We start from the raw sequence: 26706 nt of genomic DNA on the forward strand, positions 1-26706 counted from the left end.
CGCGGTCAGGGCTTTTTTACGTTTAGCGTTTGGAGCTTATGTTCAGGCTATTACCCTTAGTAACCGATTAAGAGACCTGTCGATGCTGGCGTTTTCATTGCTATCCTTAGCTGCCTTGGTTTTATTTGTACCTCGCCCCTTCCTTTATAATAATCAAGTAAGTGCTGTTCTAGTGTTGGTGGCCTTAGTCATAGCCTACTGGCAAGGCTCGGTGATGGTTGCAGGGCTAGCATTGTCTGGCATAGGAGCAGGGCTTTTAATGGGCTCTTTATGGATTCCTCATCATAGCCTTCGACGCGTATCAGCAATATTCCTAGCCATCTTTGCTCTAGCATTAGCGCTGCATATTATTCCAGGCTTTGAAAATGAGCCGCTTTACCTGAATGGATTGATCTCGCCTAATGCTAAGGTATACACGTTATACGCTAACTTTGACAAAGCGCTTGCAGGTTTTTTGCTTGCCGCCTATGTATTAATCCAGTCAAATCGTGAAAGACGATTAAGCACTGATAAGCAAATTTTCGCCCCAGCGTTTGCTGTAGTGGTCTTGCTACCATTTCTATTAATGGGATTGGCGTATCTATTAGGATTGGTTGCTTGGAATCCTAAAATACCTGACATCTGGGCAGAGTTTATACTGGTGAATCTATTTGCAACCTGCTTGGCGGAAGAAGCTCTGTTTCGCGGAGTGATGCAAAAGCAGCTTGCGCGCATTTGGCCGAATAAGGCTTGGTTAGGTATCACCATAGTCAGTGTGTTGTTTGGCCTAGCTCACTTTTCCGGCGGAAGCGAATATATCCTAGTCGCAACCGTGGCTGGTTTGGGTTATGGCTATGTGTTTTATAAAACCCAAAAGCTGTCTTGGGCTATTTTCAGCCATTTGATGGTGAACCTGCTGCATTTCTTTGGCTTTACTTATCCTATGCTGGCTTAGGGATGTCGAGTGGTAGGTAGTCCTGAGCGACTGATTAAAGTGTTTAGTTGATCCAAGCGAATTTTCGTCTCACTTTGATCATTTCCAATCAACGCTTGATGCTCTAAATCGTGCTCCAATAACGTTTTCTGATTCACTATAAATTGCCAATGCTCCTGCTTAGTCGCTTGCTCTGCGATTCTTGTTAGCCCTTCTAATAGCCTAAGTTGAACAGCTAAGTTGTTTTTCCCATTCTGGCGAATCTGATCGTATGCAGTATGAGCTAAGTCCTGAAAGGTAGGGCTTTTAAGAACCAGTCTTGGCTGACCATGGGGGGCACAGGCCACTCCCGTAGGAAACGTTTGATAAGTTAAGCTGCAGAGTGTCGCGCTAAGTTTATCAATACAAGCAATCCCGGAATAAGGATCATTGATACTCGGTGACAGAGCGCGTAAGGCAATTTCGACCAGTTGCATAATGGCAAATTCGGGATCCTGGATGGGAGTCCGTTTAGCGCCAAGCGTGAGGCAAGCCAATAACTGCTCTTGTTCAGCTTGCGTTAGTTCATCATTAGAGCATTTGAAGACGATCATATGCTCAGTGACGAAGCCTCCTGGCGCAATGATGACTTCCATAAAACTGTTCTTCTCTGCCATGAAGCTCGCTAGGCTAGCGTAATTAATGGCTTGAACGTAGCCCGCACAGCGGCTGCGTACAACTATTGGCTGATCTGCTAACTTGGCCAATACATCATTGCTGCAGACCCTCGCTGATTCGTGATCTTTATAAGCTGAGAATATATGGTGAATATTTGCCTGCAGCGTTTCATATACTTTATCGATGACGTTATCAGCCTGTAGGTTGGTGGCAACATGATGAATAAAGTAAATGAGCAGAAAGATGCTGACTAAGGTGAGGGACAAGGCCCCGCCGAGCGCCAAGCCTGGTAGATGACCATCTTGAGCAAAGTTATCGCTTACTCGTGTCAACACTAGGCAATAAAGGAAGATGGCGACGAAGGTACCCAGAACGGTTTGGGTGCTGGTGTCATCCATAAAATTACGCAGTAACCTTGGACCAAACTGAGAAGAAGCATTGGTTAATGCGACCATGGTGATAGAAAAGGTGATGCTGACAACGGTCATGACGCTTCCAGCAATGGTCGTTAGAAGATCCCGAGTAATGTCGCCATCTGCATAATAAAGAAATCGAAGCCAAGGGGTCATGTACAGACTGATTTGGCTATCCAACCAAATCAGTCCCGAACAAAGCATAAGGGTGATTGAAATGATGAGACAAGGGACAAACCAAAAGCTGGTACGGATCACATCATACGCTTTTAGTAGCCTGTTACTTTGTAAAAATGAAATCCGCACCTCGACATCCCTTCTGCGATCCTTTTCTTATCAATAACACAAAATAGCCTGCTCTCACATTCCGTAGAGGGAGTGCCAGATGTCTTCTAATTTGTCAGCAGGCTTAAACTGCGTCCTGCTTCAGCATTGGCTTGAGCTTGTACGGCAATAGACGATCGTTCCAAAATACTTGCCACAATCTGTTCACTCACGGCTGCAGCGAAGTCTGTGTCTTGAATACGTGATCGGGCGGCGGCTTCATTTTCTCTATTACTTAGCAAGGCATCGATACGGCTACTAAAGGCATTTTGTGTAGCACCGTATTCCGCTTGGTAAGAAGTGATCGTATTTAAACTATCGTCGACAGCACTTAAGGCGCTTTCTAGTGAGCTTGGGTCGCTAATATCAAAGGAAAACAAACCACTGCTGGTTAAGGACGCGGCGATATCGTTGGTGGCCACATTAAAGGTCGAGCCACTATTCGGCCCCACTTGAAAGCCAAGGCTAGCATTTTCAGTAAAGAGCTCTTGTCCCGCAAACGTGGTATTGCTAATGGTGCTTTGGATGTTTTCCATAAAAGCATTGGCTTGTTGCTGTAAGGCCTGTCTATCGGCACTGCTATAGATGCCATTGCCTGCTTGTACCGCCAGCTCTCTTAGTGAGTTTAAGTCGCTGGTAATAGATTCCAGTCCGCCTTGAGCGACTTGTGTTAAGGAAATGCCTGAGATGCTATTGGCTATCGCTTGGCCATTGCCATCAATCTGACCAGTCAGACGATTGGCAATCTGCAGGCCGGCTGCATCATCTGCCGCACTATTAATCCGTCGGCCGCTGGCAAGACTTTCTTGACTGTTATTTAGGGTTTGTGTTGCCGTGCTGTTGACGTAGTTCGCACCGATACTATTGATAGCCATAACCACTTCCTTGCCTCTTTAAGGCGAGATATCTCAAATATGAGGTATCAGTATAGATATTAACCAGCACGATTGGAAAGTGAGTTCAACTAGGCCGTATTGCATCGAGCAAAGGCTTGTTCTGGGTCTATGAATTCGATGCAATATAAGTGTCTAGGCAGCTCCAAGGTTTTTTGATTAACGCCTTCTTCAGGGCCATAGGCGCAGCAAATGAACTGCCTTTGATAGGAGGCCACAAAACGTCAGGTAAGTTGTCTGACGATTGGCTTGTTAAAGCATGGATAGGAATATCTGGGCAGCCATCTCCGTCAATGTCGTAACCCAAAGGCACGCCATGGGCATCATCGATTCGTTTTAGCAAATAAGCCGCTTGTTCATAAGTATCGACAAACACGTTATTGGCGATAAAGTAATTCAGCTCGGTTTCCGTTGCGCCTACGGTCGTGACCCCTGCGGCAAAAGATAAGGTATTGATGGTGCGCGGGCCGCTATTGCCGGAGATTGTAAATACCTGAGCCCCTTTGGCAGCAAGTGTTTCAAGCGCGCGAATCACTTCGTAAGTGTCTTGCCAAGCAGGAAACTCTTGTCCCCATTGGCGGATCGTCTCAATGTAGGCTTCTCTGTGCTCAAGGCGTAAGGGTTCTTCAAATGCGCTCGCTATAGTAGAGGATTCCCAAGACAGTACTAATGAATCGATCGGCGCAAAGTTAAATCGGTCATTGATACTGGTGAGTGCCTGCAGGATTTCACGCATAGGTGTATCCTGTCCCGTAATGGGATAGCGCAGAAAGGTAATATTGGGGTCCTGCGCGATCAGTTGCACGATATCACCGTGATACAGAGTCTCGTTTCGATAATCACGATCAATGTCTAAAAGCCCATAGAGTGACGTATGTAGGTATTTGTCCTCATCGCTTTGAAAAGCTTCAAGCGGCGGGTAAAAGCGATCTATGATGGCTACATGATACAGCTCAGAATCGGCTTGCAGTGTTTGCCAAGGCGTGAGCAGCAGTAGCGCCAAGCATGCTTGCAGGATGTGTTTCATTAGGAGGTCTCCTATGTTATCGACAACATCGAGCTCTCGGTGGGCCTTAGGCGCCCAATTGATACACTTAGTGTGTGGTTAGAGGCGGGTTAGAAAATGTTGCCTTAAATAAGATTTGTCTAACGTAGCTATTTTAGCCAATGGCTATCTGTGAATTTTTTGTGACTGTTACAATAATGTTTAATAAAACGATTTTGCTAAAAGCCGTCTTAATCACGTTAACAATCGAACAACCTAGCTGAATCGTCTACACCTTATATAGATGAATTATTGAAAGCCCCCGAAACGGGTGGAGTACTATGTTTAAGCGTTTATTTTCACGCAGCAGTGAAAAATTACTGGCCAATGTTCCGAAGCATGATGGCAATCCGCTGGATCATAACCACAAGGAATTCTCGACGCTGGTAGAATCGATCAAGATGAACAACCCCGCCTGTGATGGCCTAAGCGCGAAAGAGCTAGAGCGCAAGTTTCAGCAGTTTTCAGATCAGCACAAACTGGGTGTTAACTTACACTCTAGCTATATCAGTCATTGTTCTCCTGAGCGTCTACAGCGACTGTTAGCTTCAAGCTACTACAGTGCCACCATCGCCAATGGTATTAAGAAGATAGAGCAAGCGGATAAGGAATTTGTTTGGGCAAAGCATAAAGGAATGGTCGGTTCTTTGTTTATGGATCGTGGATTCTTTATCATTGTGCGCGCTGTGAATCGAAAAGCTGGCTTTAATCGCCGTTGGGTGTTCGATATGCACATTGCCACCAAACATTTTGCCTAATCATAACGCCTTGTGACATGACTGTTTTAGCCCCCGAATTCTTTATTAAACAAGCCCTTCGCGCTGACAATGTTGAGAAATTGCAAACACTGCAGTCCCTATGGAGCGGCTATGGTCATCTATCCCGTTATCGGGTGACGGTAGAGGGCAGAGCTTTCACGGTCATTTTAAAAGCTATTGATTGGGGCGGCGTGACGGAACATCCACGCGGTTGGCAGTCCGATCTCGCCCATCAGCGCAAAGTCACCTCTTATCAAGTGGAATTAGACTGGTATGTGAACTGGTCAAAGGTAACGGCTGACTCAGTGCGGGTACCGCATTATCTTGCCAGCTTGGCGCAAGGCTCGGTTTTATACCTATTGCTGGAAGATCTAGATAGCAGTGGTTTTGAGCGGCGTTGTACGCATCTTGAAGCACATCAAACCAGTGTGGTATTGCATTGGCTGGCTAACTTACACGCGCACTATTTAACTCCCCATCCTAGCTCCAATTGGCCTAAAGGCTTATGGCCACAGGGCACCTATTGGCACTTGGCCACTCGTCCAAATGAATGGCAGGCCATGGCGGACGGTGAGTTAAAAGCTGCGGCAGAGCAATTGAATCAAGCTCTTCAAGCTTGCCCCTATCAAACCTTGGTACATGGGGATGCCAAGGTCGCGAATTTCTGTTTCAGCGCTGACTTGTCCGATGTGGTGGCGGTAGATTTTCAATACATAGGCCGCGGTATAGGCGTACAAGATGTAGCGTATTTCTTGGGCAGTTGCTTAAGCGAAGCGCAACTCGAGCAAGATTTAGACTACCTGCTCGATATGTATTTTAGTGAGTTAGCCCGTTGCATTATTGCTCGTGGCGAGTCCCCAGACCTAGCGGAATCGGTGGCACAATCATGGTACCGATTGTTCCCTGTGGCTTGGGCGGACTTCCACCGTTTTATCATGGGCTGGTGTCCAACCCATCACAAAAATACCGACTTTAGCCAAGCTATCACGCAAGCGGGACTTGATTACCTTAAGTCTTAACCATTGCGTAAGGCGCGATTGGTTTTTGCGGTCGCCTCGGCGGTTAACGGGTCTTCCGGCCAAGGATGCTTAGGGTAGCGACCACGCATTTCTTTGCGTACCTCAGGGTAAGCTTCCTTCCAGAAAAACGCCAAATCCATGGTGACGGCCAGAGGCCGTTGCGCTGGCGATAGCAATTCGATTTTCACCGTCTGCCCCGCGATCACTGGGCTTTGGGTTTCGCCAAACATCTCCTGCAATTTAACGCGAATCACCGGCTGTTCGCCCAGATAATCCACCTTGATATGGGAACCTGAGGCCACCGGAATGCGCATCGGCAAGGTCTGTAAAGTCTGTTGCTGGGGCCAGTCGAGCAATGCCATTAAGGGATCGAGCAAAGACAGCTTGTCTAGCTGCTGAATGCGTTTTACACCGGTTAAAAACGGCCCCAGCCAATCCTCTAAACGTTCCAGCAAACACTCGTCTGAGGCATCAGGAATTGATTGATCAAGGTGCTGATGGGCAAATTGAATACGGGCCCGAAGAGCGAGGCTGTCTTCATCCCAATTCAATACTTGTAAACCTTGCTGGCGGATATAACTGCAGGTGGCCATGGTCACCGCGCTGTCTGGCAGATTGCTTAAGCGTTCTTGCTTGAGTTTAAGTTTACCTAACCAGATTTCCGTGGCGCCAACCAAGCCGCCACTCGATTTATCCCATTCACAGCGCTCAATGATGTCCATTTGATCGGCCAAGGCTTGTTCTAATTCGCTGAGTGAAATTGGGCAAGTAAGATACAACCAATCGGCGTCTCGTTCCGCATGACCGCCCAGTTCTAAGGCAATCAGATATTCGCTGTTCGCATTGGCGTCATGATTGGCAAGCAATGCCTGTCGGCCATTGCTCAACTTAAATAAGGTTTCTTCGCCCTGTTGGCGTTGACGCATGGCGATGCGATCGGGAAACGCGCTGGCTAAGCAGGCCGCCAAAGAGTAAGACTGATCCGATCTGTTCTCAGGTAAATGTCTTTTTAGTGCCTGAACAGAGCGGTGCCATGTTTTACCTTTGGCAGCATAAGTGATTGCGCTTTGTAGGCTGGAATCTTGGCTTTGCTTTGATACACCTTCGTAAAGTAAAGCGGCAGCTTCTAGGGCTGATTGTGCCTCCCCATGGCGGCTGGCTTCTAGCAGTAGGCGCGCTAAACGTGGCGGCAAGGGCATGCTGGCAAGTGTTTCGCCATCCGTAGTCAGAGCAAGGTTGTTACCTGTTTCCAATAAGCCTAACTGTGTCAGTAGGCCTTTTGCCTGCTGCCAGTGAGCCAAGGGCGGCAAGCTGATCCAGTCTAATTCTTCCCGCTGTTGCACGCCCCAACGGGCTACATCCATCAGCAGATGACTTAGGTCTTCAAGCTCAATCTGCGGTGCATTATGAGCACTGAGACGATGTTGCTGCTCTTCAGACCACCAGCGGTAGCAAACACCGGCTTGTAAGCGTCCCGCACGGCCGGCGCGTTGAATGGTTTCCGCTTGTGACGCGCGGCGCGTATGCAAGCGGGTGGTGGCAGTTTTGGCATCAAAGCGGGCTTCGCGCGACAATCCCGAATCAATCACCACCCGAATGCCTTCGATGGTTAAACTGGTTTGGGCAATGCTGGTGGCCAGCACCACTTTTCTTTGTCCCTCTGATGCAGGGGCAATGACTTTTTCCTGTTCGGCCATAGTCATATCTCCGTACAGGGACAGCAACTCGGTATCGCTTTGCAGCTGTGCCTCTAACAAGTTTTGGACTTTGCGGATCTCGCGCTGGCCGGGCAAAAACACCAAGATGGAACCGTCTTCTTCCCGCAGTGCTTGCTGAATCTGTTTAGCGACTTGCAGCGGCACATCTTGCTGCTTCAAGGATAGATTGGCGTAACGCATGCTGATCGGGAATTGTCGTCCCTGACAAATAATCGGCTCGCAGTGCAACAACTCGGTTAAGCGTTCGCTATCTAGGGTCGCCGACATCACCAGTAGCTTTAGCGGATCCTCTTCACGAAACAATTCACGCGCTTGTAGGCTTAAAGCAAAGGCTAAATCGGAATGCAGGTTACGCTCATGGAATTCATCAAAAATGATCAGTGCAACCTCATCAAGACTGGGATCGTCTTGTAACATGCGGGTGAGAATTCCCTCAGTCACGACTAATATTTGTGTGTGGGCGCTTTGTTGGCCTTCTTGGCGGATTTGATAACCTACCCGTTGTCCAAGAGGTTCACCAAGCTGATCGGCTAAGCGCTTGGCCGCGGACTTGGCTGCCAAACGGCGCGGTTCAAGCATGACGATCTTACGTTTACCTAGCCAATCAGCGTCCAGAAAAGCCAGTGGCACAGCCGTGGTTTTACCCGCGCCCGGCGCCGCTTCGAGAATGGCTTCATGGTGCTGATTTAACTGTGCTCGCAGCGCTGGAATGATAGAGTAAATGGGTAAAGCAGACGTCATGTGAATCCCCTGTAACGATGTGCCCATGATAGCGGCATTTGTTGCTTTTTTCAGTGCATGACGTAATGGAAAATGACATTGGACGGCTCGGGCAGTAGGGGTTTAAGACTTGGTTAATGGCTCATTAACAAAGTCATGGTAATGCTTCTGGTGGCCCAGACCGATCCAGCGAAAATCATAAAAAAGATAAGGACAGAGAAGCGCATGAGCGAGCTCGGTAAAAAGACCCTGTTGATCGTTGATGACGAGCCTGATATTCGTCACTTATTGTGCGACGCCTTAGCACAAAAAGGCTATCACGTGTTTGATGCGGAAAATGGCGTGAACATGTGGCGCTGTTTAGATGAGCAGTCCGTAGATCTCGTGCTGATGGATTTGTATCTACAAGAAGAAGACGGCTTACAGCTGGCTCGCGAAGTTCGTGAGCGTTTTGCCGATATGCCGATCATGATGTTGACCGGTAAAGGTGATGAGACAGATCGCATCTTAGGCTTAGAACTGGCGGCAGATGATTACATGATGAAGCCGTTTAATTTGCGTGAGCTCACCGCTCGTATTCATGCGCTGCTGCGCCGTAGTGCCCGCCAAGCGCCGACTCAGCCGATTAATACGGATCATGAGTGTCTGTTCTTTGGTAAATGGACCCTAGACCTGACATCACGTCAGTTGCGTGACCAGCAAGGAGAAGAAGTCATCCTGACGCTGGGCGAGTTCTCTCTACTCGAAACCTTGGCCACACGTCCTGATCGCGTCCTCAGTCGTGAGCAGATTATCGACTTAAGTCGCGGTTTAGAAACCGAAGTGTTCGATCGTACGGTGGACGTCTTGATATTGCGCCTACGCCGCAAACTGGAAACCAACCCCAAAGCACCGGAATTTATCAAAACCCAACGAGGTCTTGGCTATTTATTCCAAGGGCCGGTCGCTAAGAGCGTTAGCTAATGCGTCAAATCAGCATTCGCCAGAAAGCCTCCTTTGTGATTTTAGCCATCAGTGTGGTGGCGCTGTTTATGGTGGCGATCGGCTGGCAATCTATGCGTATTAGTGAAGCCTCGCTCTCTGAGTTTGAAGCGCAGACACTGCCGGAAATCAGCACCGCCTTGACCCTTGCGGAAAACGTAGCCCAGTTAGCGGCGGCTGCGCCCTATACCGCAGGCTCCGCCCGTCCCTTTCAATTACAAACCGAGTCTGAACGACTTAACCGTCGCATTACCGATTTACGCAGTGTGGCGGATAACCTCAAGGACACCGCCTTTCGTGCACAAGTTGAGCAACGCTTAGCGAGTTTGAACAGCACCTTGACGGAGTTGGTCGAACTGGTACATGAAGAGCTGTATATCCGTGAAGACAGCTTGGCTCAGCAGTTTGCTATTCGCCAGATTGTTCAGGACAGCTCGCAAAACAAAGTCGTGCATGAGCAGCAGGTATTGGTCTGGCTCTTAAGCTTGATCGAAAATTCAGGACAAGTTGCCGCTCAGATGGTGCAAGAGCTGAATATGCTCGATTCCTCGCCCGAGGTGAAAAGCATTGCCGAATCGCTCTTGCAAGCGCAACAGCGTCTCAATGAAATCCAACAGCGCAAAAGCTACCTGCTGATTTCTTTGCGGGCGAAGTCTGAACAACTCAGTGGTCAGGTGAGTGAATTCGTTGGTACCTTACAAAAACAAGTGTCGCGCCAGCGCCTTGAAGTGGGTCAAGTGGTGGCCAATGGTCAATTATGGCTGGCGGGCATTTCGTTGTTCTTAGTGATTGGCTTGAGTTTGTTATATCGCTCGAGCCGTCGTATGACCCGCGATCTAGAGTCGGTCACGCAAGATATGGAAGAGCTGTCTTTGGGGCAAGTGGATTCGCGCAACCCACAAGTACGCCGCAACGATGAAATCGGTACGCTTGCCAACGCCTTTGAGGTGTTCCGTCGCGATGCCATTCGCCGCTTGGAAGTGTCGGCGGAGCTGTCTGAGCAAAAGCGTCTGCTGGAAACCATCTTTGAGAATATGAACGATGGTCTGAGTGTGTTTTCTGACAAGGGCTTCCTCATTGCTTGGAACAAGGGTTATGAGGACTTGTTTGATATTCAGCCTAATCAACTTTATCACGGCATGCCGCTGGCCGAGGTGCAGAAGCTAATTACACAAAGCTCCCATAAGAATCTCAATATGGAGAACCAGTTGGTGCAGATGGATGAGATCAACGCCTCACGCCATTATCGTAGCCAGAGTTTTGAACGGCACTTTGACTCCGGCAAGATTATCGAATTTCGCTCCAAACCCATGCCTGATGGCGGCTTTGTCACCCTATATACGGATCTAACCGAACGTAAAAGTGTGGAAAGCCAGCTGCGCCAAGCGCAAAAAATGGAAGTACTGGGGCAGCTCACCGGCGGTGTGGCACACGACTTTAATAACTTGCTGGCGGCGATCATGGGTAATTTGCAAATGCTGTCTGACTCAGAGCCAAAAACGGAGGATCAAACGCGTTATGTGGAGCGCGCCCTAGCGGTGGCGGAAAAAAGCAGCAGCTTGGTGCATCGTTTGCTGGCCTTCAGCCGCCGCCAACAACTGTTTCCAGAACCGACCCACGTGGATGACTTGATTGAAGGCATGTTGGATCTAGTGGAGTACAGTGTCGGCAACCATATTCAAGTGGCGGTGGATTTGAATTGCCCCAATGAATACTGCCTGATTGATCCGTCTCAGCTCGAGAATGCGTTACTGAATCTATCGTTGAACAGTGCTGCCGCCATGACCCGCGGCGGCACCTTAAGCTTTTCCACCAAAGCCACCACCTTGCCGGATTCCGAGGTGGCGGGGATTCGTATTAAGGTGGAAGACACCGGCAGTGGTATTTCCGAAGAAGTGTTAGGACGTATCTTTGAGCCTTTCTTTACCACCAAGCCCGTGGGCAAAGGCAGTGGTTTGGGGTTGAGTATGATTTACGGCTTTGTGAAGCAAAGTGGCGGAGAGATTCGCGTCACCTCAGAAGAAGGCCTGTGGACCAAGGTGTGTTTATTCCTGCCCTTAATGGCGCCCCAAGATGTGCCGAATAAACCCTCCAAGCAGGAAAGCTTACCGAGCATCACAGTGCCAGAAGATGCCATGATTTGGTTGGTGGAAGACGATGCCGAAGTCTGCCGAGTGCTGCGCGAGCAGCTACAAAAGCTGGGGTGTACGGTACAGACCTTTGAACGTGCCGAGGATGTGCTGGATGCCCTCGAACGCTCCTTTTATCCGGACCTAATTATGAGTGATGTGAACCTAGCGGGCGAGGTTCATGGGGTGACATTAGCGCATACATTGCAACAAAACAGCGCTTGGACGGGGCAGGTTTTACTCATGTCAGGGCTTCCGGTGCAGGAATTAACAGAAAGTTACGGCTTAAATAAAAACGACGTTATTCTTTCTAAGCCTTTTACCATCAATGAGTTACAGCGTGTATTTCGTTTCTATTCGTGAATTATTACAAATATTTCACGCCTTCCTTAATTGCTGAAATTTTTCGTTAGTTTTCGTCGACCATATTTTCATGAGAAACAGCGGTGACTGACTGTTTCGACGGCATAAGCCGAGAATAAAAACAATATTGGAGTCGTTCTCATGAAATTTCACTACCGTAAACTTGCTTGTCTTGTTGCTGCCGGCGCTCTATCCACTGCTGCGATGGCGGAAACTCCTATCATAGGTCTGATCACTAAGACCAACACCAATCCATTCTTTGTCAAAATGAAAGAAGGCGCTCAGGCCAAAGCGGCAGAGCTTGGTGTGGAGTTGCGAACTTTTGCTGGCCGCTACGACGGCGATAATGAAACCCAAGTGCAAGCGGTGGAAAACCTGATTGCCTCAGGTGCGAAAGGTATTTTGATTACCCCAAGCGATACCGCGGGCATTGTGCCAACCATCCAAAAAGCCCGTGATGCTGGTTTGTTGGTCATTGCTCTGGATACCCCTCTATCACCTGCCAGTGCAGCAGATATGACGTTCGCCACAGATAACTTCAAAGCTGGTGAAATGATCGGTATGTGGGCCAAAGCGAAAATGGGTGACAAGGCCAAAGATGCGAAAATCGCACTGTTAGATTTGAGCACTAGCCAAATTACGGTAGACGTGGCGCGGAACCAAGGCTTCTTACAAGGCTTCGGTATTGATTTAAATAACCCAAATCAAATGGGCGATGAAACCGACTCACGCATTGTTGGCAACGATGTCACGCAAGGCTCGGAAGAGGGTGGTCGTCGTGCCATGGAAAACTTGCTACAAAAAGACCCAGGTGTGAACTTGGTGTACACCATCAACGAACCGGCCGCCGCAGGCGCTTATGAAGCACTGAAATCTTTCGGTATGGAAAAAGACGTGCTGATTGTTTCGGTCGATGGTGGTTGTCCAGGCGTTCGTAATATTCAAGATGGCGTAATTGGCGCCACCTCTATGCAATTCCCTCTCAAAATGGCCTCAGAAGGCGTTAGTGCGATCGTTGAGTTCGCCAAGTCTGGCACACGTCCGACGGCGTCTGATGGTCTCGATTTCTACGACACGGGCGTGCAGTTAATCACCGATGAGCCAGCTGATGGAGTGGATTCTGTGACCTCGAAAACTGGCCTAGCGATGTGTTGGGGCTAACGCACTCGTCGTTGCTGCTTTTATCGCTTTAGAGTGTTTTAGGCAAATCTGCCTGACCCCGCTGGCTGATGCCGCCAGCGGTGGTTTTTCTGCTTGGAGTTATTGTTATGAGTTCTGCTAACCCAAAACCGTCTGCACCGGTATTAGATCACGATAAGGTCGCTGATCAGGCTGGCAGTGGTAGTTATGTAGCGAATTTCGAAAGCAAAGATAGCTTGCTGACGCGCTTCCAGAAATTTCTTCATAAGTACCCGGTCGCAGCGCCAACCATAGTGCTGGTTCTAGCCATTATCGGCTTTAGCTTACTGGTTGGAGACCGCTTCTTACACCCATTCAACTTATCCCTTGTGCTACAACAGGTGACCATTATCGGCGTCATTGGCGTGGCGCAGACCTTGATCATTTTAACCGCTGGGATTGACTTGTCTGTCGGCGCCATCATGGTGCTAGCGTCTGTGGTCATGGGGCGCATGGCGATTGACCACGGCCTTGAGGCTTGGCTGGCGTTACTGATTGGTATTGGCGTCGGTGCCGTGGCGGGCCTGATTAACGGTACCTTGATTACCCGTTTCAAACTGCCGCCGTTTATCGCCACATTAGGTTCTTGGAACGTGTTCTTTGCCTTGAACCTTTGGTACTCCAAAAGTGAAACCATTCGTTCGCAAGACATTGCTAATAATGCGCCCTTGCTGCAGTGGTTAGGGGAAACCGTTTCCTTCTTTGGGGCGCGACTGACTTACGGTTCGTTGCTGATGTTGGCACTGTTCTTCGTCATCTGGTACGCCTTGAACTGGACTCCTTGGGGACGTCATGTGTATGCCACGGGGGACGATCCAGCAGCCGCTAAATTGGCGGGTATTCGTACAGATCGCATTCTGTTGTCTGTGTATGTATTAGCAGGTGTGGTTTGTGCTATCGGTGCTTGGGTCTTGATCGGTCGTATCGGTTCAGTGTCACCCCAAGCGGGCTACACCGCTAACCTCGATAGTATCACTGCGGTAGTGATTGGTGGCTGTAGTTTGTTTGGTGGGCGTGGCTCGATTTACGGCACCTTGGTCGGGGCGCTTGTGGTAGGGGTGTTCCGCAATGGTTTGGCGCTCGCTGGGGTCGATGTGCTTTGGCAAGAGTTTACCGTCGGTATTTTGATTATTGTCGCCGTTGGCGTAGACCAGTGGATTCGTAAGGGGACCGCATAATGACAGCACATTACGATCAACAACCAGTATTGCAAGCCCGTGGTTTGGTGAAACGCTATGGCAGTGTCACCGCGATCGATCACGCCGATTTAACCCTTTACCCAGGGGAAATCTTGGCGGTGATCGGCGATAACGGGGCCGGTAAGTCTTCCTTGATCAAAGCATTGTCTGGTGCCTTGGTGCCGGATGAAGGGGAAATCCTGCTAGACGGCAAACCTGTGCATTTCAGCTCGCCGATGCAAGCCCGTGAGCTGGGCATTGAGACCGTATATCAGAACTTAGCGGTATCGCCTGCTTTGAACATCGCCGATAACCTGTTCCTTGGTCGAGAACTGCGTAAGCCTGGTATCTTAGGTTCGGTTTTCCGTATGCTGGATAAGAAAGCGATGGAAGAGCGTGCCCAAGCCAAGATGAAAGAGCTTGGTTTGATGACTATCCAAAATATCTCTCAAGCGGTGGAGTCCCTATCTGGTGGTCAGCGTCAAGGTGTGGCGGTGGCGCGCTCGGCCTTATTTGGTAGCAAGGTGGTGATCATGGATGAGCCGACGGCGGCGCTGGGTGTGAAAGAATCCCGTCGTGTCCTGAATTTGATTAAAGAAGTGCGTGACCGTGGTCTGCCGATCATCTTGATTAGCCACAATATGCCGCACGTATTTGAGGTGGCGGATCGCATTCACGTGCACCGTCTAGGTCGATGTGCGGCGACCATTACGCCGCAATCTCATACCATGTCGGAAGCTGTGGCCATCATGACTGGGGCAATGGAAGTGGACTCTAGTACTCAGGCTGCGTAAAGTTGAGCGCTTGCGAGAAGTAGACCAGTAGACCGAGGTAACCATGACCGTGACAACCATAAAGCAGACTGTGAAGCGCCTTTGCCGAGTGCTTTCGCAAGGATGGTTTGCGAGCATCCTGTCTTGTGTCGTGGTCTCTTCTTCCGCGCTGGCAAACGACGCACTTGACCAGCCGCTGCGCTCAATCGGCATCAGCGTCGCTGACTTGGGTAACCCATTCTTTGTCGAGCTGGTGGATTCGGTCACCCGCCGAGCCAATGAGCTCAGCGATGGTCAGTCTGTGAATGTCATTGTCCGTTCCGATGCCTACGACTTGCGCCGCCAAGTGCTTCAGTTAGATGATTTTATTGAACAAAAAGTCGATCTCATCATCCTAACGGCGGCGGATGAATACAAAATTGCTCCCGTGGTCGCCAAAGCTCAGCGCGCAGGCATTAAAGTGATTGCGGTGGATGTCAACGCCCATGGCGCGGATGCCACCATTACTACGGATAATGTTCAAGCGGGAGTGGTTGCGTGCGAGCGATTGGCAAAGGAAATAGGCTACCAAGGCCAATTTGTTATCATTAATGGTGTGTCAGTCTCATCTGTACTGGAGCGCGTGGCAGGCTGTAAGTCTGCCATCAATCGTTATTCCAATATCACCTTACTCAGTGATCGTCTTAATGGCACCGGTAGTCAAGAAGGAGGCATGGAGGCGATGACCTATCTAATGGAAGAGTACGATCATCTTGATGCGGTGTTTGCCATCAATGATCCGACCGCTTACGGTGCTCTGATCGCGGCGCAACAAGCGGGTCGTGATGAATTTGTACTGGCCTCGGTAGATGGCTCTAACTTCGCCATTGATACCATTCAACAACCCAATCTTTGGATCGCCACTGCGGTGCAACGTCCACGTTTAATGGCAGAAAAAGCCGTCGAAATTGGCCTTGCTTTGCTGAAGGGCGAAGAAGTGCGTCAGCGTTTTATATTGATTCCGGCACAATTGGCGGAAAAGCATCACCTCGAAAAATAGCCACAATAACCGCGCATAAATAAAGTATTTCTACGCTCACCATTGGTGTTTTAGCTGATCCTCGCTACTCTAACGGCTTCATCGTCAAGGATCCGCTATGGACGCTTCGCACCTGTTTCAGCAAATTTTTAATACCGTATTTCCGCTGCTTATCATCGTCTTGATCGGCTTTTTCTACGCCCGTGTGCGACCCACCGATATGACGGTGGCGAACCGCATCAATATGAGTGTCTTTATTCCGGCCTTGATTTTCTCGGTCATGGCAGCGAAAGACTTTCAGATCCAAGCCTATCAGCCGTTAATCGCCGCCGCGGCGTTTGTGGTGATCGGCTCGGGCTTGGTCGCTTGGCCGATTGCCAAGCTTTTAGGTTACGAGTTCAAAACCTTTGTGCCGCCGATGATGTTTAACAACAGCGGTAACTTGGGCATTCCGCTGATGGTGTTGGCCTTTGGGGAATCGGCGTTGCCAATCGCAGTCGTGATGTTTTTAACCGAAAACCTGCTGCACTTTACCGTTGGCATGTACTTGCTTAACCCGAAAACTAACCTGTTGAATTTGCTGAAAATGCCGATGATCATCGCCACGGCATTAGGGGTGGTGTGGAGTCTTCAAGGCTGGCAGATGCCGCCATCGATTGGTACGGGGATCGATATGCTCGGACAGATCTCGATTCCCTTGATGCTGTTTGCCCTCGGTGTGCGCATGACGGATGTGGATTTTGGGCAGTGGCGCATCGGTGTGATCAGTGGTTTGGTTAGCCCGTTAAGTGGTGTGGTAGCAGCCTTTGTTTTCTATTGGCTATTTGGCTTAAACGAAGAATGGTTCGGCTATTTGGTGGTATTTGCCTGTTTGCCGCCAGCGGTCTTGAATTATATGGTCGCGGAGATTTTCCAGCAGGAACCGCAAAAGGTGGCATCCATGGTGCTGCTGGGTAACTTGATGTCACTGGTTTGTATTCCAGTGGCGCTGTATTTTGTTTTGTAATGGAGCACTCTATGTTGGTTCAAATTGGCTTGGTGGCGCTGTTAATCTTGGTGTATGCCATCGCCATGCGTTTAACGTCTTCTGCGATTCATTCCGTAGGGTTACGTAGCTCGTTGAATGATCTGCGGGTCAGCTTAATCTCAAAAATGGTTAACTTGGCGCTGACCGCGGTGTTTATCTTTTCCTTGTGTGTGGTACTAGGGGTTGGCTATGGCCAGCTCGCGGTGTTCTTTTCATCGGTGTTTGCCGTGGTCGGTGTGGCCTTGTTTGCACAATGGTCGATCCTTAGCAACATCACTGCCAGCTTAATCATCTTTTTTGGCTTTCCCTATCGTGTCGGTGATTGGATTAAAGTGGTGGATAAGGACGAAGAAATTTTGGGGCAAATCCATGAAATCTCGACGTTTCACGTGATCATCACGCGTTTAACTGGCGATACCGTGACCTACCCAAACAGCATGATGCTGCAAAAAGCCGTGATTCGTTTTCGTGATGAAGCGGAGGCAAAACGTCATTCGCAACTGTTGAAAGGCCTCACAGAAGATGACAGCAAGGTAACAAAAATAAGTAAAGATTGATCAAAATTTACACAGCTTTGGGAGGGTGTGGCATACTATGAGGCCTTGTCTCAATAATGTTCCGTAAGCTCGGTAGGAGAGTTCCATGAAATCCAAACCCGAAGCCCTGATCACTAAGCATCCCGGCCTCATCCACAGTGACGCATTAAAAGTGAAATCGCATGTGCAGCGCAACCAAGAAGATTGGGTGCTGCACACGCTGATGATTGAAGGTTACGATGTGCCGTTTCGCTTTAGACGCCAAGGGAAATACCATTCGCTGCGTGGCGCTCGTGTGAATCTGACCTATTACCCTGCTCAAGAGTCAGTGGCTGGGATTGAGATGGATATTATGAAAGTGGTGCGTGTGAAACGCAGCTAACATTTCAAATAAACTCTCTTACCACTTGGGAGAATATTCGTTTCATCATTGTCTGAGGCTACTCTTGCTCATGCTGAGCACTTTTCTTTAGGAGTAATATCAGGCAATGACTACGGCCATTTCCCAGTCTTGGTTGGGCACTATTAAGCGCATTGAGCGCAGCGCTTGGTTCCAAGGCTTCATTATCACCATCATTATTATCGCCGCACTTACCGTCGGCGCTAAGACCTACCCATTGCCTTACTCAGTTGAGTTAGCAATCAACTATCTAGATACGCTGATTACGGTGTTTTTCCTGGTTGAGATCTCGCTTCGCTTTGCCGCCTACGAGCGTAAAACAGAGTTCTTTAAAGATCCTTGGAATATCTTCGATACCGTGATCGTAGTGGGCAGTTTGATTCCGATTTCTAATACCGATATGGTGCTCGTCGCACGCTTGTTACGTGTTTTGCGAGTGCTGCGTTTGGTGTCGATTATTCCTGATCTACGCGTGTTGATTAATGCGCTGCTGAAAGCGATTCCCAAAATGGGCTATATCGCCCTGCTGATGTTTATCATCTTCTATATTTTTGCTGCAATGGGTTCGATCTTCTTTGAACGTATCAATGACACCCTATGGGGCGATATTGCCATCTCCATGCTGACCTTGTTCCGTATCGCCACGTTTGAAGATTGGACCGACGTAATGTATGAAACCATGGCGGTGTACCCGCTAAGCTGGATCTACTACGTGGTGTTTATTTTCTTAACCGCGTTTGTATTTCTTAACATGATGGTCGGTGTGGTGTTAGAAGTGATGAGCCGCGAAACCGCCGCCGAAGAACACCAGCATCAAGAAGATCACCATCAAGCTTTGGTCGATCAGATCTCGCAGCTGCAACAACAAGTACAGGCTCTGAGCGACAAGCTTGATCGTAAAGAGTAGCCTTTAATCGAGTGCCTTTTGGCGGCGGCGCAGGCGGCCGCCAAAAGTGTTAAGCATCAAGCCCAGTAACACGACTAAGATTCCGACCCATTGCTGATGACTGATGCTTTCGTCCAATACCAGCGCTGCCGAGGTGAGGCCTACGACAGGTACGCCTAATGACAAGGGTGCGACGGTGCCTGCGCTGTAGCGCGTCATCAGCAAACTCCATAAGCCATAGCCAGCTAGCGTAGCGACGACTGACAGATAGCCAAGAATGGCCAGCGTTGACCAATCAATCTCGATGATGTTCGACCACATCAGCTCTGGCCCATCAATAAAATACGACGCGATAAAGAAAGGGATCGCGGCTAACCAAGCGCTCCATACGATAAAACCTAAGTCCGATTGATAGCCTTTTTGGCTGATGGCTTTGGTGGCAATGTTACCGACCGCCCAACTTGACGCGGCTGCGAGCGTTAGGGCAAAGCCTAACACGGTCATATTGGTATCTTCCGCAGCGGCTCCAATAATGGCTAAACCACCACAGGCAATCGCGACCGCCAGCACTTGGTAAGGCCGGACGATTTCTTTGAGTAGTAACACTGAGAAGAGTAGGGTAAACACGGCTTGAGATTGCAGCACCAATGACGCAAGACCGGCTGGCATGCCAAAGATCATGCCACTGAACAGCAGCGCAAATTGGCCGAAATTCAACGACAATGCATACAGTAGACACCATTTTAATGGCGTCTTAGGTTTCGCAAAAAAGAAACTGCCGACCAATGCCAACACTAGAAAGCGTGTGCCGCCGAGCATCATAGGTGTCATGGCATCCAAGCCCCAGCGAATGACAACAAAGTTGAATCCCCATGCAAAAATGATGAAGAGTCCGAGCAACATATCTCTTGCCGTCATGAGCTGATTCCTTGTCTGTGGCGATAGATCACTTTAACGAGTTCGCTATCGAACAAACAAGGCATAATCGAGAACTTTAATTAATACCCGTTATTTCACTTCACATTCGATTTGACCATCCTTCACGCGTACGTGAAGTGTATCCCCTGATTGCACCTCACTTATTGAGCGTACGACATGCTTGTCTTTGCTGGCGATCGCATAGCCGCGGGATAAGATATTCAGAGGACTCACGAGGTTTAACTTATCTACCACGTTGGCAAAGCGATCTTGTTTGCGGCTCAAGGTTTGGCTTAGGGCATGGCGCAAGCGTTGTTGTAACGCCTCAATACGCTCTTCATGGTTTTGAATCTTTTTGCTTGGTGTGGCTTGCACTAAGCGTTGTTGCAAATGCTGGGTGCGCACTTGATTTTGTTGTACTTGGTTTAACAGTGCGGACCTCAAACGCTGTTTACTTTGATCCAAACGCTGTTGCTGTTGCTCGATGCGTTCTCTTGGGTGGCGAATGCGCTGGGTCAGGAAATCTAAACGCTGCTGATGCTGTTGCAGGGTTTGCTCAAAGCGGCGAGTAAACAGATGCTCAAAATGGGTAATTTGTTGCTTAAGGTTGCGCACATCTGGACTGAGTAATTCTGCCGCCGCTGTGGGTGTCGCGGCACGGACATCGGCGACAAAATCAGCGATAGTGAAGTCCACTTCATGACCGACTGCCGAGACAACGGGGGTCTTGGCATTGAAAATGGCGCGGGCCAGGGCTTCGTCGTTAAAGCTCCACAGGTCTTCCAACGAGCCGCCGCCACGTCCGACGATGATGGCATCAAAATGACCACTGATGTCGGCGCGTTCCAGTTGTTGGCGAATATTGGTGGCGGCACCTTCGCCCTGTACCAGAGTTGGTAAGATGGTCAATTCGGTCAGCGGGAAGCGGCGTTTAAAGGCGATCACCATATCGCGCACCGCAGCGCCTTTTGATGAGGTGATAATCGCCACGCGCTCTGGGCGAGTAGGCAATTCTTTTTTATGGGCGGGATCGAACAGGCCTTCCGCTTGCAGTTGATTCTTTAAGCGTTCAAACGCTGCTTGCAATGCGCCTTCACCGGCGGCTTCCATGGACTCGACCATCAGTTGGCAATCACCACGGGCACCGTAAAAAGTCACTCGAGCACGTAGGCGCACCAGGTCGCCATCTTTGGGGCGAAATTTGACTGCGGCGTTCTTGCCTTTGAACATGGCGCAGCGGATTTGCGCGCGATCGTCCTTAAGGGAAAAATACCAATGTCCGGAGGTCGGACGGGCCAAATTGGAGATTTCCCCTTCGACTAAAATCCACGGCAAACTGGCTTCGAGTAATTGTTGAATCTGGCGGTTCAATTCCGAGACGGTGAAAGTAGGTTCTGAACTGTGCAAAGTTGTAAATTTTTTCATCAATCTCACTTGGTTTTGATTTACCGATTCACAATGTTGGAGTAGAATTACTTGCCATCTTAAACCCAGTTGGCATTGGAAATTCCCTATTATGTTACGAATCGCACAAGAAGCTTTAACGTTTGACGACGTATTGCTTATCCCCGGCTATTCTGAAGTTCTTCCTAAAGATGTGAGCCTTAAAACTCGTATCACTAAGGACATCGAACTTAATATTCCTCTTGTTTCTTCTGCCATGGATACGGTGACAGAACACCGCATGGCGATCGCTTTGGCTCAAGAAGGTGGTATTGGCATTATCCACAAAAACCTGACGATTGAGCAACAAGCGGCTGAAGTTCGCCGTGTGAAAAAATTCGAAAGCGGTATTGTTCAAGACCCTGTGACGATCAACCCAACAGCGACTGTTCGCGAGTTGATGGAATTGACAGCGGCGCACAACATCTCTGGCGTACCCGTTGTAGAAGGCAAAGACCTTGTTGGTATCGTTACTAGCCGTGATGTTCGTTTCATCAAAGACTTCGACAAAACTGTTGCAGACATCATGACGCCAAAAGAGCGTCTAGTAACGGTTCTTGAAGGTGCATCAAGCGGTTCAATCCGCAAACTGCTTCACGAACACCGCATCGAAAAAGTACTAGTGGTGAACGATCAGTTCGAACTACGTGGTATGGTGACGGTAACTGACATCAACAAAGCACAGACTTTCCCGAACGCATGTAAAGACGAGCATGGCCGTCTACGTGTAGGCGCTGCGGTAGGTACGGGTGCTGATACTCCTGATCGCGTTAAAGCACTGGCTGATGCTGGCGTTGACGTAATCGTTGTGGACACGGCGCACGGTCACTCGAAAGGCGTTATCGACCGCGTACGTTGGGTAAAAGAAAACTTCCCTAAAGTACAAGTAATCGGCGGTAACATCGCGACTGCAGAAGCGGCGATCGCTCTAGCTGACGCTGGCGCTGACGGCGTTAAAGTAGGTATCGGTCCTGGCTCTATCTGTACTACTCGTATCATCGCAGGTGTTGGTGTGCCACAAATCAGTGCGGTAGCAAACGTAGCGGCTGCAATGAATGAGCGTGGCGTTCCTGTGATCGCTGACGGTGGTGTACGTTTCTCTGGTGACATCGCCAAAGCTCTAGCAGCGGGTGCAAGTGTGATCATGGTGGGCGGTCTACTTGCCGGTACTGACGAAGCTCCTGGTGAAGTGGTTCTGTTCCAAGGTCGTTCATTCAAAGCGTACCGTGGCATGGGCTCACTAGGTGCTATGTCTCAAGCACAAGGTTCTTCTGACCGTTACTTCCAAGACTCTAGCAACGTTGAGAAGCTGGTTCCAGAAGGTATCGAAGGTCGTGTACCATCGAAGGGCCCAATGGCTACCGTTGTTCACCAATTGATGGGTGGCGTTCGCTCTTCAATGGGTTACACTGGCTCACCTGATATCGAGACTATGCGTACGAAAACGCAATTCTCACAAATTACCGGCGCTGGTATGCGTGAAAGCCACGTGCATGACGTGACGATCACTAAAGAAGCTCCGAACTATCACGTTGGTTAAGCGCTGATAGAATAAAAACCAAGATGGGGCGTATTGCGCCCCATCTTCTTTTTTTTTTGATATAGCTCTTACTGGGTAGGAGCGAAGGACTAGCTAAAAATGTCGCAAGATATCCACGCTCATAAAATTCTTATTCTTGATTTTGGTTCTCAGTACACGCAGCTGATCGCTCGTCGTGTTCGTGAGATTGGTGTTTTCTGTGAAGTTCGTGCTTTTGACATGGAAGATCAGGAAATCCTAGATTTTGATCCGAAAGGTATCATCCTAGCGGGTGGTCCTGAGTCTGTAACGGAAGAAGGATCTCCACGCGCTCCAGAAGCTGTGTTCACGCTAGGTGTACCAGTTCTAGGTATTTGTTACGGCATGCAAACCATGGCGGAACAGATGGGCGGTAAAGTTCAAGGATCTGATATTCGTGAATTTGGTTACGCGCAAATCCGCTCACATGGCAACTACTCTCTGCTAGATGGTATCGAAGACCACGTAGCGAACAACGGTGTTGCTCTACTAGATGTGTGGATGAGCCACGGCGACAAAGTAGTGGATATGCCAGAAGGCTTCGCATTGATGGCGTCTACTGAAAGCTGTCCAATCGCAGCCATGGCTAACGAAGCGAAGAAATTCTACGGTGTTCAATTCCACCCAGAAGTGACACACACGAAGCAAGGTGGCCGCATGCTGTCTCGTTTCATCGTGGATATCTGTGGTTGTGAAACCCTATGGACGCCAGCTAACATTGCTCAAGACGCGATTGAGCGTATGAAAGAGCAAGTTGGCGATAAGAAAGTTCTACTAGCCCTTTCTGGTGGTGTGGATTCTTCTGTTGTAGCGGCGCTACTGCACAAAGCAATCGGTCCACAGCTAACCTGTGTATTCGTTGATAACGGCCTACTTCGTCTAAACGAAGGCGATCAAGTAATGGCGATGTTCAAAGAGAACATGGGTGTTAACGTTATCCGTGTCGATGCTGAAGACCTATTCCTAGGTAAACTAGGTGGCGAAGCAGATCCAGAGAAGAAACGTAAGATCATCGGTAATACTTTCATCGAAGTATTCGACGAAGAAGCAGCGAAACTGACGGAAGTAGAATTCCTTGCTCAAGGTACTATCTACCCAGACGTAATCGAATCGGCTGCCTCTAAAACAGGCAAAGCGCACGTCATCAAGTCTCACCACAACGTGGGCGGTCTACCAGAAGACATGAAAATGCAACTGGTTGAGCCACTACGTGAACTGTTCAAAGACGAAGTGCGTAAACTGGGTCTAGAGCTAGGTCTACCATACGACATGGTGTACCGTCACCCATTCCCAGGACCAGGTTTAGGTGTACGTATCCTTGGTGAAGTGAAGAAAGACTACGCAGACATTCTACGTCGCGCAGACGCTATCTTCATCGAAGAGCTACGCAACGCTGGCTGGTACGAAAAAACAAGCCAAGCCTTCGCTGTGTTCCTACCAGTTAAATCTGTAGGCGTAGTAGGCGATGGCCGTCGTTACGAATACGTAGTTGCACTACGTGCCGTAGAAACCATCGACTTCATGACCGCACGTTGGGCGCACCTACCATACGAGCTACTAGAGAAAGTGTCTGGTCGTATCATCAACGAAATCGAACACATTTCTCGCGTGACTTACGACGTATCGTCTAAGCCACCAGCGACCATCGAGTGGGAATAACCGTTATCGGTTAAGCGGATGCTTTGAAAAAGGCGGTGTAGAGAAATCTACACCGCCTTTTTTGTGTCTTCGACTTTTATGGCAGGAGGTCTTTAGTCACACAAATATTGTGCTTGCTGTGTGCTAATATTAGGTAATCTTAATGTAGAAAAGTCGGCGCTGTTTGCTTTCTTAAGGTGCCGTTAATTTCAAGGTGGTTTCTTACATTAAAGGTGAATGATAAAAACTATCCGCTACCTGAGGAGATCGATTATGTCAGACGAATTTGAAGAGCTTGAAGCAGAATACGAAGAACATGAATCTGAAGAACATGAATCTGAAGACGAGTCCGATGACGATTCGTATGATGACTCATATGAATCAGAGCACGAGTCAGATGATTCTTATGACGACTCAGATCATGACTCTGAGGATAGTCACCACGATATGGATGATGAAAACGAGGGTGGCTATAGTATTGTCTTTGATGAATTGGGTAACTTTGTTGCGCTTTATGAATACGATGACGACGGATCGTTAGAGAATGAAACCGAGGATGACTCCACTTACGTTTTTATTGATGGCCTGCTGTACGAAACGGAAGTGGAAGACTATGGTGTCGAGATTAGTATCTACTCGGATACGGATAACGATGGGGTTTACGAGAAGATTTCTAGCGAATATTCGTTAAATGAAGGTGCAACAGGATCCGACTTTGTCCTAACGGGATCGCTAGGCGTGCTGGGTTCTGATAACGATGATTGGATTTTGATGTCTGATTTCGTTGAGAGTGAAGGCGGCAGTGGCGCAGACTCCTTTATTATGCGCGATTTAACCGAGTCAAAGATCAAAGACTTTAATGTTGAAGAAGGCGATAAGATTGTCTTCGATACCGGCTTTGGCCTAAGTGATGTGGATGAGTTGGCGCAATATGTATCGGATCTTGCTTATGACTCAGCAACGCAAACACTGACAGTGGACTTCAATGGTTTGGCGTCCTTAGAAATTGTCGGCATTGCGGACTTTCAAATCTCTTGGAATATCGTGGATGTGTTAAGCTAACATCATTGGTAATCTAACAGCTGATTTGTAACGGCTCTCAACTTATGAGGGCCGTTTTTGTATCTGGAGTGTTTATGCAATTTCCTGAGTTGATCGAAGGTCGTTTAATCAAACGTTATAAGCGCTTCCTTGCGGACATTGAGTTATCAAATGGCGAGGTGATTACGGCCCATTGTCCAAACACTGGATCGATGCGACGTTGTCAGCAAGACAACGCGCGTGTATGGGTGTCAAAAAGCGATAGTCCGAAACGAAAGCTAGCTTACACCTGGGAAATCGTCGAGGTCGATCAGCAGTATCTTGCTTGTATCAATACTGGTTTGCCTAACAAGATCGTAGGTGAAGCGCTTGAGCAGGGGAAGATTGCCGAGTTAGTTGGATATGCGCACAAAAAAGCTGAAGTGAAATACGGTACGGGGAGCCGCATAGACTGGCTGTTAAGTGATGAGGCTAAGCCGCAGTGCTATGTGGAAGTGAAGAACGTCACCTTGCTAGAAGAGGATGATCAAGGCTATTTCCCCGATGCAGTCACTGATCGTGGTCGTAAGCATCTTTATGAATTAGCAGAGATGGTGGCGCAAGGTCATCGCGCTGTATTAATGTTTTGTGTGTCTCATACAGGCATTCAATCCGTTAAGCCAGCTGAGCATATTGATCCTAAATACACGGCAGCGATTAAAGAGGTGGTGCAGCAGGGTGTTGAGGTGTTGGCTTATCAAACCGACATCACTGCGCAAAGTATTACGATCGTGCGTAAGCTATCAGTGGATCTTAGCTAGAGTTTTGATTTCTCATGTTCTCTCCCCTTAGTAAGGAGAGTAGCCTTCACAGAAGTTAGTTTTAAATAGGGCTGTCTATTTATTGATCGGTAAATGCTTGATTGCGATCAATAAATGATCAATCCTGGGCTTTTTTCTAAATAATTCGATCTTTTTTAAAATTATTTCAAAAAGTGCTTGCGCTGAAAATTCTGATGCGTATTATACGCCTCCACTGACACGGCAGACCACCACGGACTGCACAGCGAACTGGAAACGGAACGCTATGATGTCAACGCTCTTTAAAATAGATAATCAGATAATTTGTGTGGGCGCTTGCTGGAGACTTCTCAAAAAAACTTTGAAGTCTTAAACAAGTGACCATGTCAATTCGCTTTA

At 48.7% G+C, this 26706-nt stretch carries 23 protein-coding genes; 17 read left to right on the forward strand and 6 right to left on the reverse strand.

Annotation, left to right across the window (positions count from 1 at the left end; all coding sequences use genetic code 11):
- Window positions 1-934, forward strand: a 934-nt coding sequence (locus ACOSVP_RS18060) for a CPBP family intramembrane glutamic endopeptidase (RefSeq protein WP_487348876.1), incomplete at its 5' end; no start/stop codon positions are given.
- On the opposite strand, the gene ACOSVP_RS18065 is transcribed toward ACOSVP_RS18060, so the two are convergent.
- The 3 genes from ACOSVP_RS18065 to ACOSVP_RS18075 form a co-directional block, all read right to left on the reverse strand.
- Window positions 931-2289, reverse strand: coding sequence for a DUF2254 domain-containing protein (locus ACOSVP_RS18065; RefSeq protein ID WP_487348877.1), 1359 nt, complete (start codon window positions 2287-2289; stop codon window positions 931-933). The two genes, ACOSVP_RS18060 and ACOSVP_RS18065, sit on opposite strands and share 4 nt — an antisense overlap.
- Window positions 2290-2375: 86 nt before the next feature.
- Window positions 2376-3182 (reverse strand): flagellin N-terminal helical domain-containing protein, encoded by an 807-nt coding sequence (locus tag ACOSVP_RS18070; protein WP_487348878.1) that lies wholly within the window; start codon window positions 3180-3182, stop codon window positions 2376-2378.
- Between the two features lie 127 nt (window positions 3183-3309).
- Window positions 3310-4227: a hypothetical protein gene (locus ACOSVP_RS18075; protein ID WP_487348879.1), complete on the reverse strand. Its 918-nt coding sequence runs from the start codon at window positions 4225-4227 to the stop codon at window positions 3310-3312.
- 299 nt (window positions 4228-4526) lie between these two features.
- On the opposite strand from ACOSVP_RS18075, the gene ACOSVP_RS18080 reads away from it, so the two are divergent.
- Window positions 4527-5003 (forward strand): hypothetical protein, encoded by a 477-nt coding sequence (locus ACOSVP_RS18080; RefSeq protein WP_487348880.1) that lies wholly within the window; start codon window positions 4527-4529, stop codon window positions 5001-5003.
- Between the two features lie 17 nt (window positions 5004-5020).
- Entirely contained in the window at window positions 5021-6022 is a 1002-nt protein-coding gene (locus ACOSVP_RS18085) for a phosphotransferase (RefSeq protein WP_487348881.1), read from the forward strand.
- On the opposite strand, the gene hrpB is transcribed toward ACOSVP_RS18085, so the two are convergent.
- Window positions 6019-8481, reverse strand: coding sequence for an ATP-dependent helicase HrpB (gene hrpB / locus ACOSVP_RS18090; protein WP_487348882.1), 2463 nt, complete (start codon window positions 8479-8481; stop codon window positions 6019-6021). The genes ACOSVP_RS18085 and hrpB overlap by 4 nt on opposite strands.
- A 204-nt stretch (window positions 8482-8685) precedes the next feature.
- Between hrpB and ACOSVP_RS18095 the strand changes: the two genes are divergently transcribed.
- The 10 genes from ACOSVP_RS18095 (at window position 8686) to ACOSVP_RS18140 (ending at window position 18951) form a co-directional block, all read left to right on the forward strand.
- Complete coding sequence (locus tag ACOSVP_RS18095) at window positions 8686-9423, forward strand: response regulator (protein WP_487348883.1); 738 nt, start codon at window positions 8686-8688, stop codon at window positions 9421-9423.
- Complete coding sequence (locus ACOSVP_RS18100; protein ID WP_487348884.1) at window positions 9423-11933, forward strand: PAS-domain containing protein; 2511 nt, start codon at window positions 9423-9425, stop codon at window positions 11931-11933. Before ACOSVP_RS18095 ends, ACOSVP_RS18100 begins: the two co-directional genes overlap by 1 nt.
- A 141-nt stretch (window positions 11934-12074) precedes the next feature.
- Window positions 12075-13094 (forward strand): substrate-binding domain-containing protein, encoded by a 1020-nt coding sequence (locus tag ACOSVP_RS18105; RefSeq protein ID WP_487348885.1) that lies wholly within the window; start codon window positions 12075-12077, stop codon window positions 13092-13094.
- A 107-nt stretch (window positions 13095-13201) separates the two neighbouring features.
- Window positions 13202-14290 carry an ABC transporter permease gene (locus ACOSVP_RS18110; RefSeq protein ID WP_487348886.1) on the forward strand — a complete coding sequence of 363 codons (1089 nt, stop codon included), beginning with the start codon at window positions 13202-13204 and terminating at the stop codon, window positions 14288-14290.
- Window positions 14290-15084, forward strand: coding sequence for an ATP-binding cassette domain-containing protein (locus tag ACOSVP_RS18115; RefSeq protein ID WP_487348887.1), 795 nt, complete (start codon window positions 14290-14292; stop codon window positions 15082-15084). Before ACOSVP_RS18110 ends, ACOSVP_RS18115 begins: the two co-directional genes overlap by 1 nt.
- Before the next feature lie 43 nt (window positions 15085-15127).
- Window positions 15128-16102, forward strand: a complete 975-nt coding sequence (locus ACOSVP_RS18120; protein ID WP_487348888.1) for a substrate-binding domain-containing protein — start codon at window positions 15128-15130, stop codon at window positions 16100-16102.
- A 97-nt stretch (window positions 16103-16199) separates the two neighbouring features.
- Window positions 16200-17087, forward strand: coding sequence for an AEC family transporter (locus ACOSVP_RS18125; RefSeq protein WP_487348889.1), 888 nt, complete (start codon window positions 16200-16202; stop codon window positions 17085-17087).
- Window positions 17088-17098: 11 nt separating this feature from the next.
- The gene (locus tag ACOSVP_RS18130) at window positions 17099-17665 is read left to right on the forward strand and encodes a mechanosensitive ion channel domain-containing protein (RefSeq protein WP_487348890.1); all 567 of its coding nucleotides are present in this window, start codon (window positions 17099-17101) and stop codon (window positions 17663-17665) included.
- A gap of 85 nt (window positions 17666-17750) precedes the next feature.
- Entirely contained in the window at window positions 17751-18026 is a 276-nt protein-coding gene (locus tag ACOSVP_RS18135; RefSeq protein ID WP_487348891.1) for a hypothetical protein, read from the forward strand.
- A 106-nt stretch (window positions 18027-18132) separates the two neighbouring features.
- Window positions 18133-18951 carry an ion transporter gene (locus tag ACOSVP_RS18140; RefSeq protein WP_487348892.1) on the forward strand — a complete coding sequence of 273 codons (819 nt, stop codon included), beginning with the start codon at window positions 18133-18135 and terminating at the stop codon, window positions 18949-18951.
- A gap of 3 nt (window positions 18952-18954) precedes the next feature.
- On the opposite strand, the gene ACOSVP_RS18145 is transcribed toward ACOSVP_RS18140, so the two are convergent.
- Complete coding sequence (locus ACOSVP_RS18145) at window positions 18955-19848, reverse strand: EamA family transporter (protein ID WP_487348893.1); 894 nt, start codon at window positions 19846-19848, stop codon at window positions 18955-18957.
- 90 nt (window positions 19849-19938) lie between these two features.
- Window positions 19939-21273, reverse strand: a complete 1335-nt coding sequence (xseA, locus tag ACOSVP_RS18150; RefSeq protein WP_487348894.1) for an exodeoxyribonuclease VII large subunit — start codon at window positions 21271-21273, stop codon at window positions 19939-19941.
- 91 nt (window positions 21274-21364) lie between these two features.
- Here xseA and guaB point away from each other — a divergent pair, with 91 nt between their 5' ends.
- The 4 genes from guaB to sfsA all read left to right on the forward strand — a co-directional run bounded on the left by guaB (window position 21365) and on the right by sfsA (window position 26328).
- On the forward strand, window positions 21365-22831 hold the full coding sequence (gene guaB / locus ACOSVP_RS18155; RefSeq protein ID WP_487348895.1) for an IMP dehydrogenase: 1467 nt from the start codon (window positions 21365-21367) through the stop codon (window positions 22829-22831).
- Between the two features lie 99 nt (window positions 22832-22930).
- Window positions 22931-24508: a glutamine-hydrolyzing GMP synthase gene (gene guaA, locus ACOSVP_RS18160; RefSeq protein ID WP_487348896.1), complete on the forward strand. Its 1578-nt coding sequence runs from the start codon at window positions 22931-22933 to the stop codon at window positions 24506-24508.
- 252 nt (window positions 24509-24760) lie between these two features.
- The gene (locus ACOSVP_RS18165) at window positions 24761-25549 is read left to right on the forward strand and encodes a hypothetical protein (RefSeq protein ID WP_487348897.1); all 789 of its coding nucleotides are present in this window, start codon (window positions 24761-24763) and stop codon (window positions 25547-25549) included.
- Between the two features lie 74 nt (window positions 25550-25623).
- Entirely contained in the window at window positions 25624-26328 is a 705-nt protein-coding gene (gene sfsA, locus ACOSVP_RS18170) for a DNA/RNA nuclease SfsA (protein ID WP_487348898.1), read from the forward strand.
- Window positions 26329-26706: the final 378 nt, after the last annotated feature.

The sequence above is a fragment of the Marinomonas sp. HM11-D genome, assembly GCF_057626615.1.

Bases quoted from the DNA above. Each gene is read 5' to 3' on its own strand.
- ACOSVP_RS18070 (WP_487348878.1), bottom strand. From the start codon at position 3,182: ATGGCTATCAATAGTATCGGTGCGAACTACGTCAACAGCACGGCAACA.
- ACOSVP_RS18075 (WP_487348879.1), bottom strand. From the start codon at position 4,227: ATGAAACACATCCTGCAAGCATGCTTGGCGCTACTGCTGCTCACGCCT.
- ACOSVP_RS18080 (WP_487348880.1), top strand. From the start codon at position 4,527: ATGTTTAAGCGTTTATTTTCACGCAGCAGTGAAAAATTACTGGCCAAT.
- ACOSVP_RS18085 (WP_487348881.1), top strand. From the start codon at position 5,021: ATGACTGTTTTAGCCCCCGAATTCTTTATTAAACAAGCCCTTCGCGCT.
- hrpB (WP_487348882.1), bottom strand. From the start codon at position 8,481: ATGACGTCTGCTTTACCCATTTACTCTATCATTCCAGCGCTGCGAGCA.
- ACOSVP_RS18095 (WP_487348883.1), top strand. From the start codon at position 8,686: ATGAGCGAGCTCGGTAAAAAGACCCTGTTGATCGTTGATGACGAGCCT.
- ACOSVP_RS18100 (WP_487348884.1), top strand. From the start codon at position 9,423: ATGCGTCAAATCAGCATTCGCCAGAAAGCCTCCTTTGTGATTTTAGCC.
- ACOSVP_RS18105 (WP_487348885.1), top strand. From the start codon at position 12,075: ATGAAATTTCACTACCGTAAACTTGCTTGTCTTGTTGCTGCCGGCGCT.
- ACOSVP_RS18110 (WP_487348886.1), top strand. From the start codon at position 13,202: ATGAGTTCTGCTAACCCAAAACCGTCTGCACCGGTATTAGATCACGAT.
- ACOSVP_RS18115 (WP_487348887.1), top strand. From the start codon at position 14,290: ATGACAGCACATTACGATCAACAACCAGTATTGCAAGCCCGTGGTTTG.
- ACOSVP_RS18120 (WP_487348888.1), top strand. From the start codon at position 15,128: ATGACCGTGACAACCATAAAGCAGACTGTGAAGCGCCTTTGCCGAGTG.
- ACOSVP_RS18125 (WP_487348889.1), top strand. From the start codon at position 16,200: ATGGACGCTTCGCACCTGTTTCAGCAAATTTTTAATACCGTATTTCCG.
- ACOSVP_RS18130 (WP_487348890.1), top strand. From the start codon at position 17,099: ATGTTGGTTCAAATTGGCTTGGTGGCGCTGTTAATCTTGGTGTATGCC.
- ACOSVP_RS18135 (WP_487348891.1), top strand. From the start codon at position 17,751: ATGAAATCCAAACCCGAAGCCCTGATCACTAAGCATCCCGGCCTCATC.
- ACOSVP_RS18140 (WP_487348892.1), top strand. From the start codon at position 18,133: ATGACTACGGCCATTTCCCAGTCTTGGTTGGGCACTATTAAGCGCATT.
- ACOSVP_RS18145 (WP_487348893.1), bottom strand. From the start codon at position 19,848: ATGACGGCAAGAGATATGTTGCTCGGACTCTTCATCATTTTTGCATGG.
- xseA (WP_487348894.1), bottom strand. From the start codon at position 21,273: ATGAAAAAATTTACAACTTTGCACAGTTCAGAACCTACTTTCACCGTC.
- guaB (WP_487348895.1), top strand. From the start codon at position 21,365: ATGTTACGAATCGCACAAGAAGCTTTAACGTTTGACGACGTATTGCTT.
- guaA (WP_487348896.1), top strand. From the start codon at position 22,931: ATGTCGCAAGATATCCACGCTCATAAAATTCTTATTCTTGATTTTGGT.
- ACOSVP_RS18165 (WP_487348897.1), top strand. From the start codon at position 24,761: ATGTCAGACGAATTTGAAGAGCTTGAAGCAGAATACGAAGAACATGAA.
- sfsA (WP_487348898.1), top strand. From the start codon at position 25,624: ATGCAATTTCCTGAGTTGATCGAAGGTCGTTTAATCAAACGTTATAAG.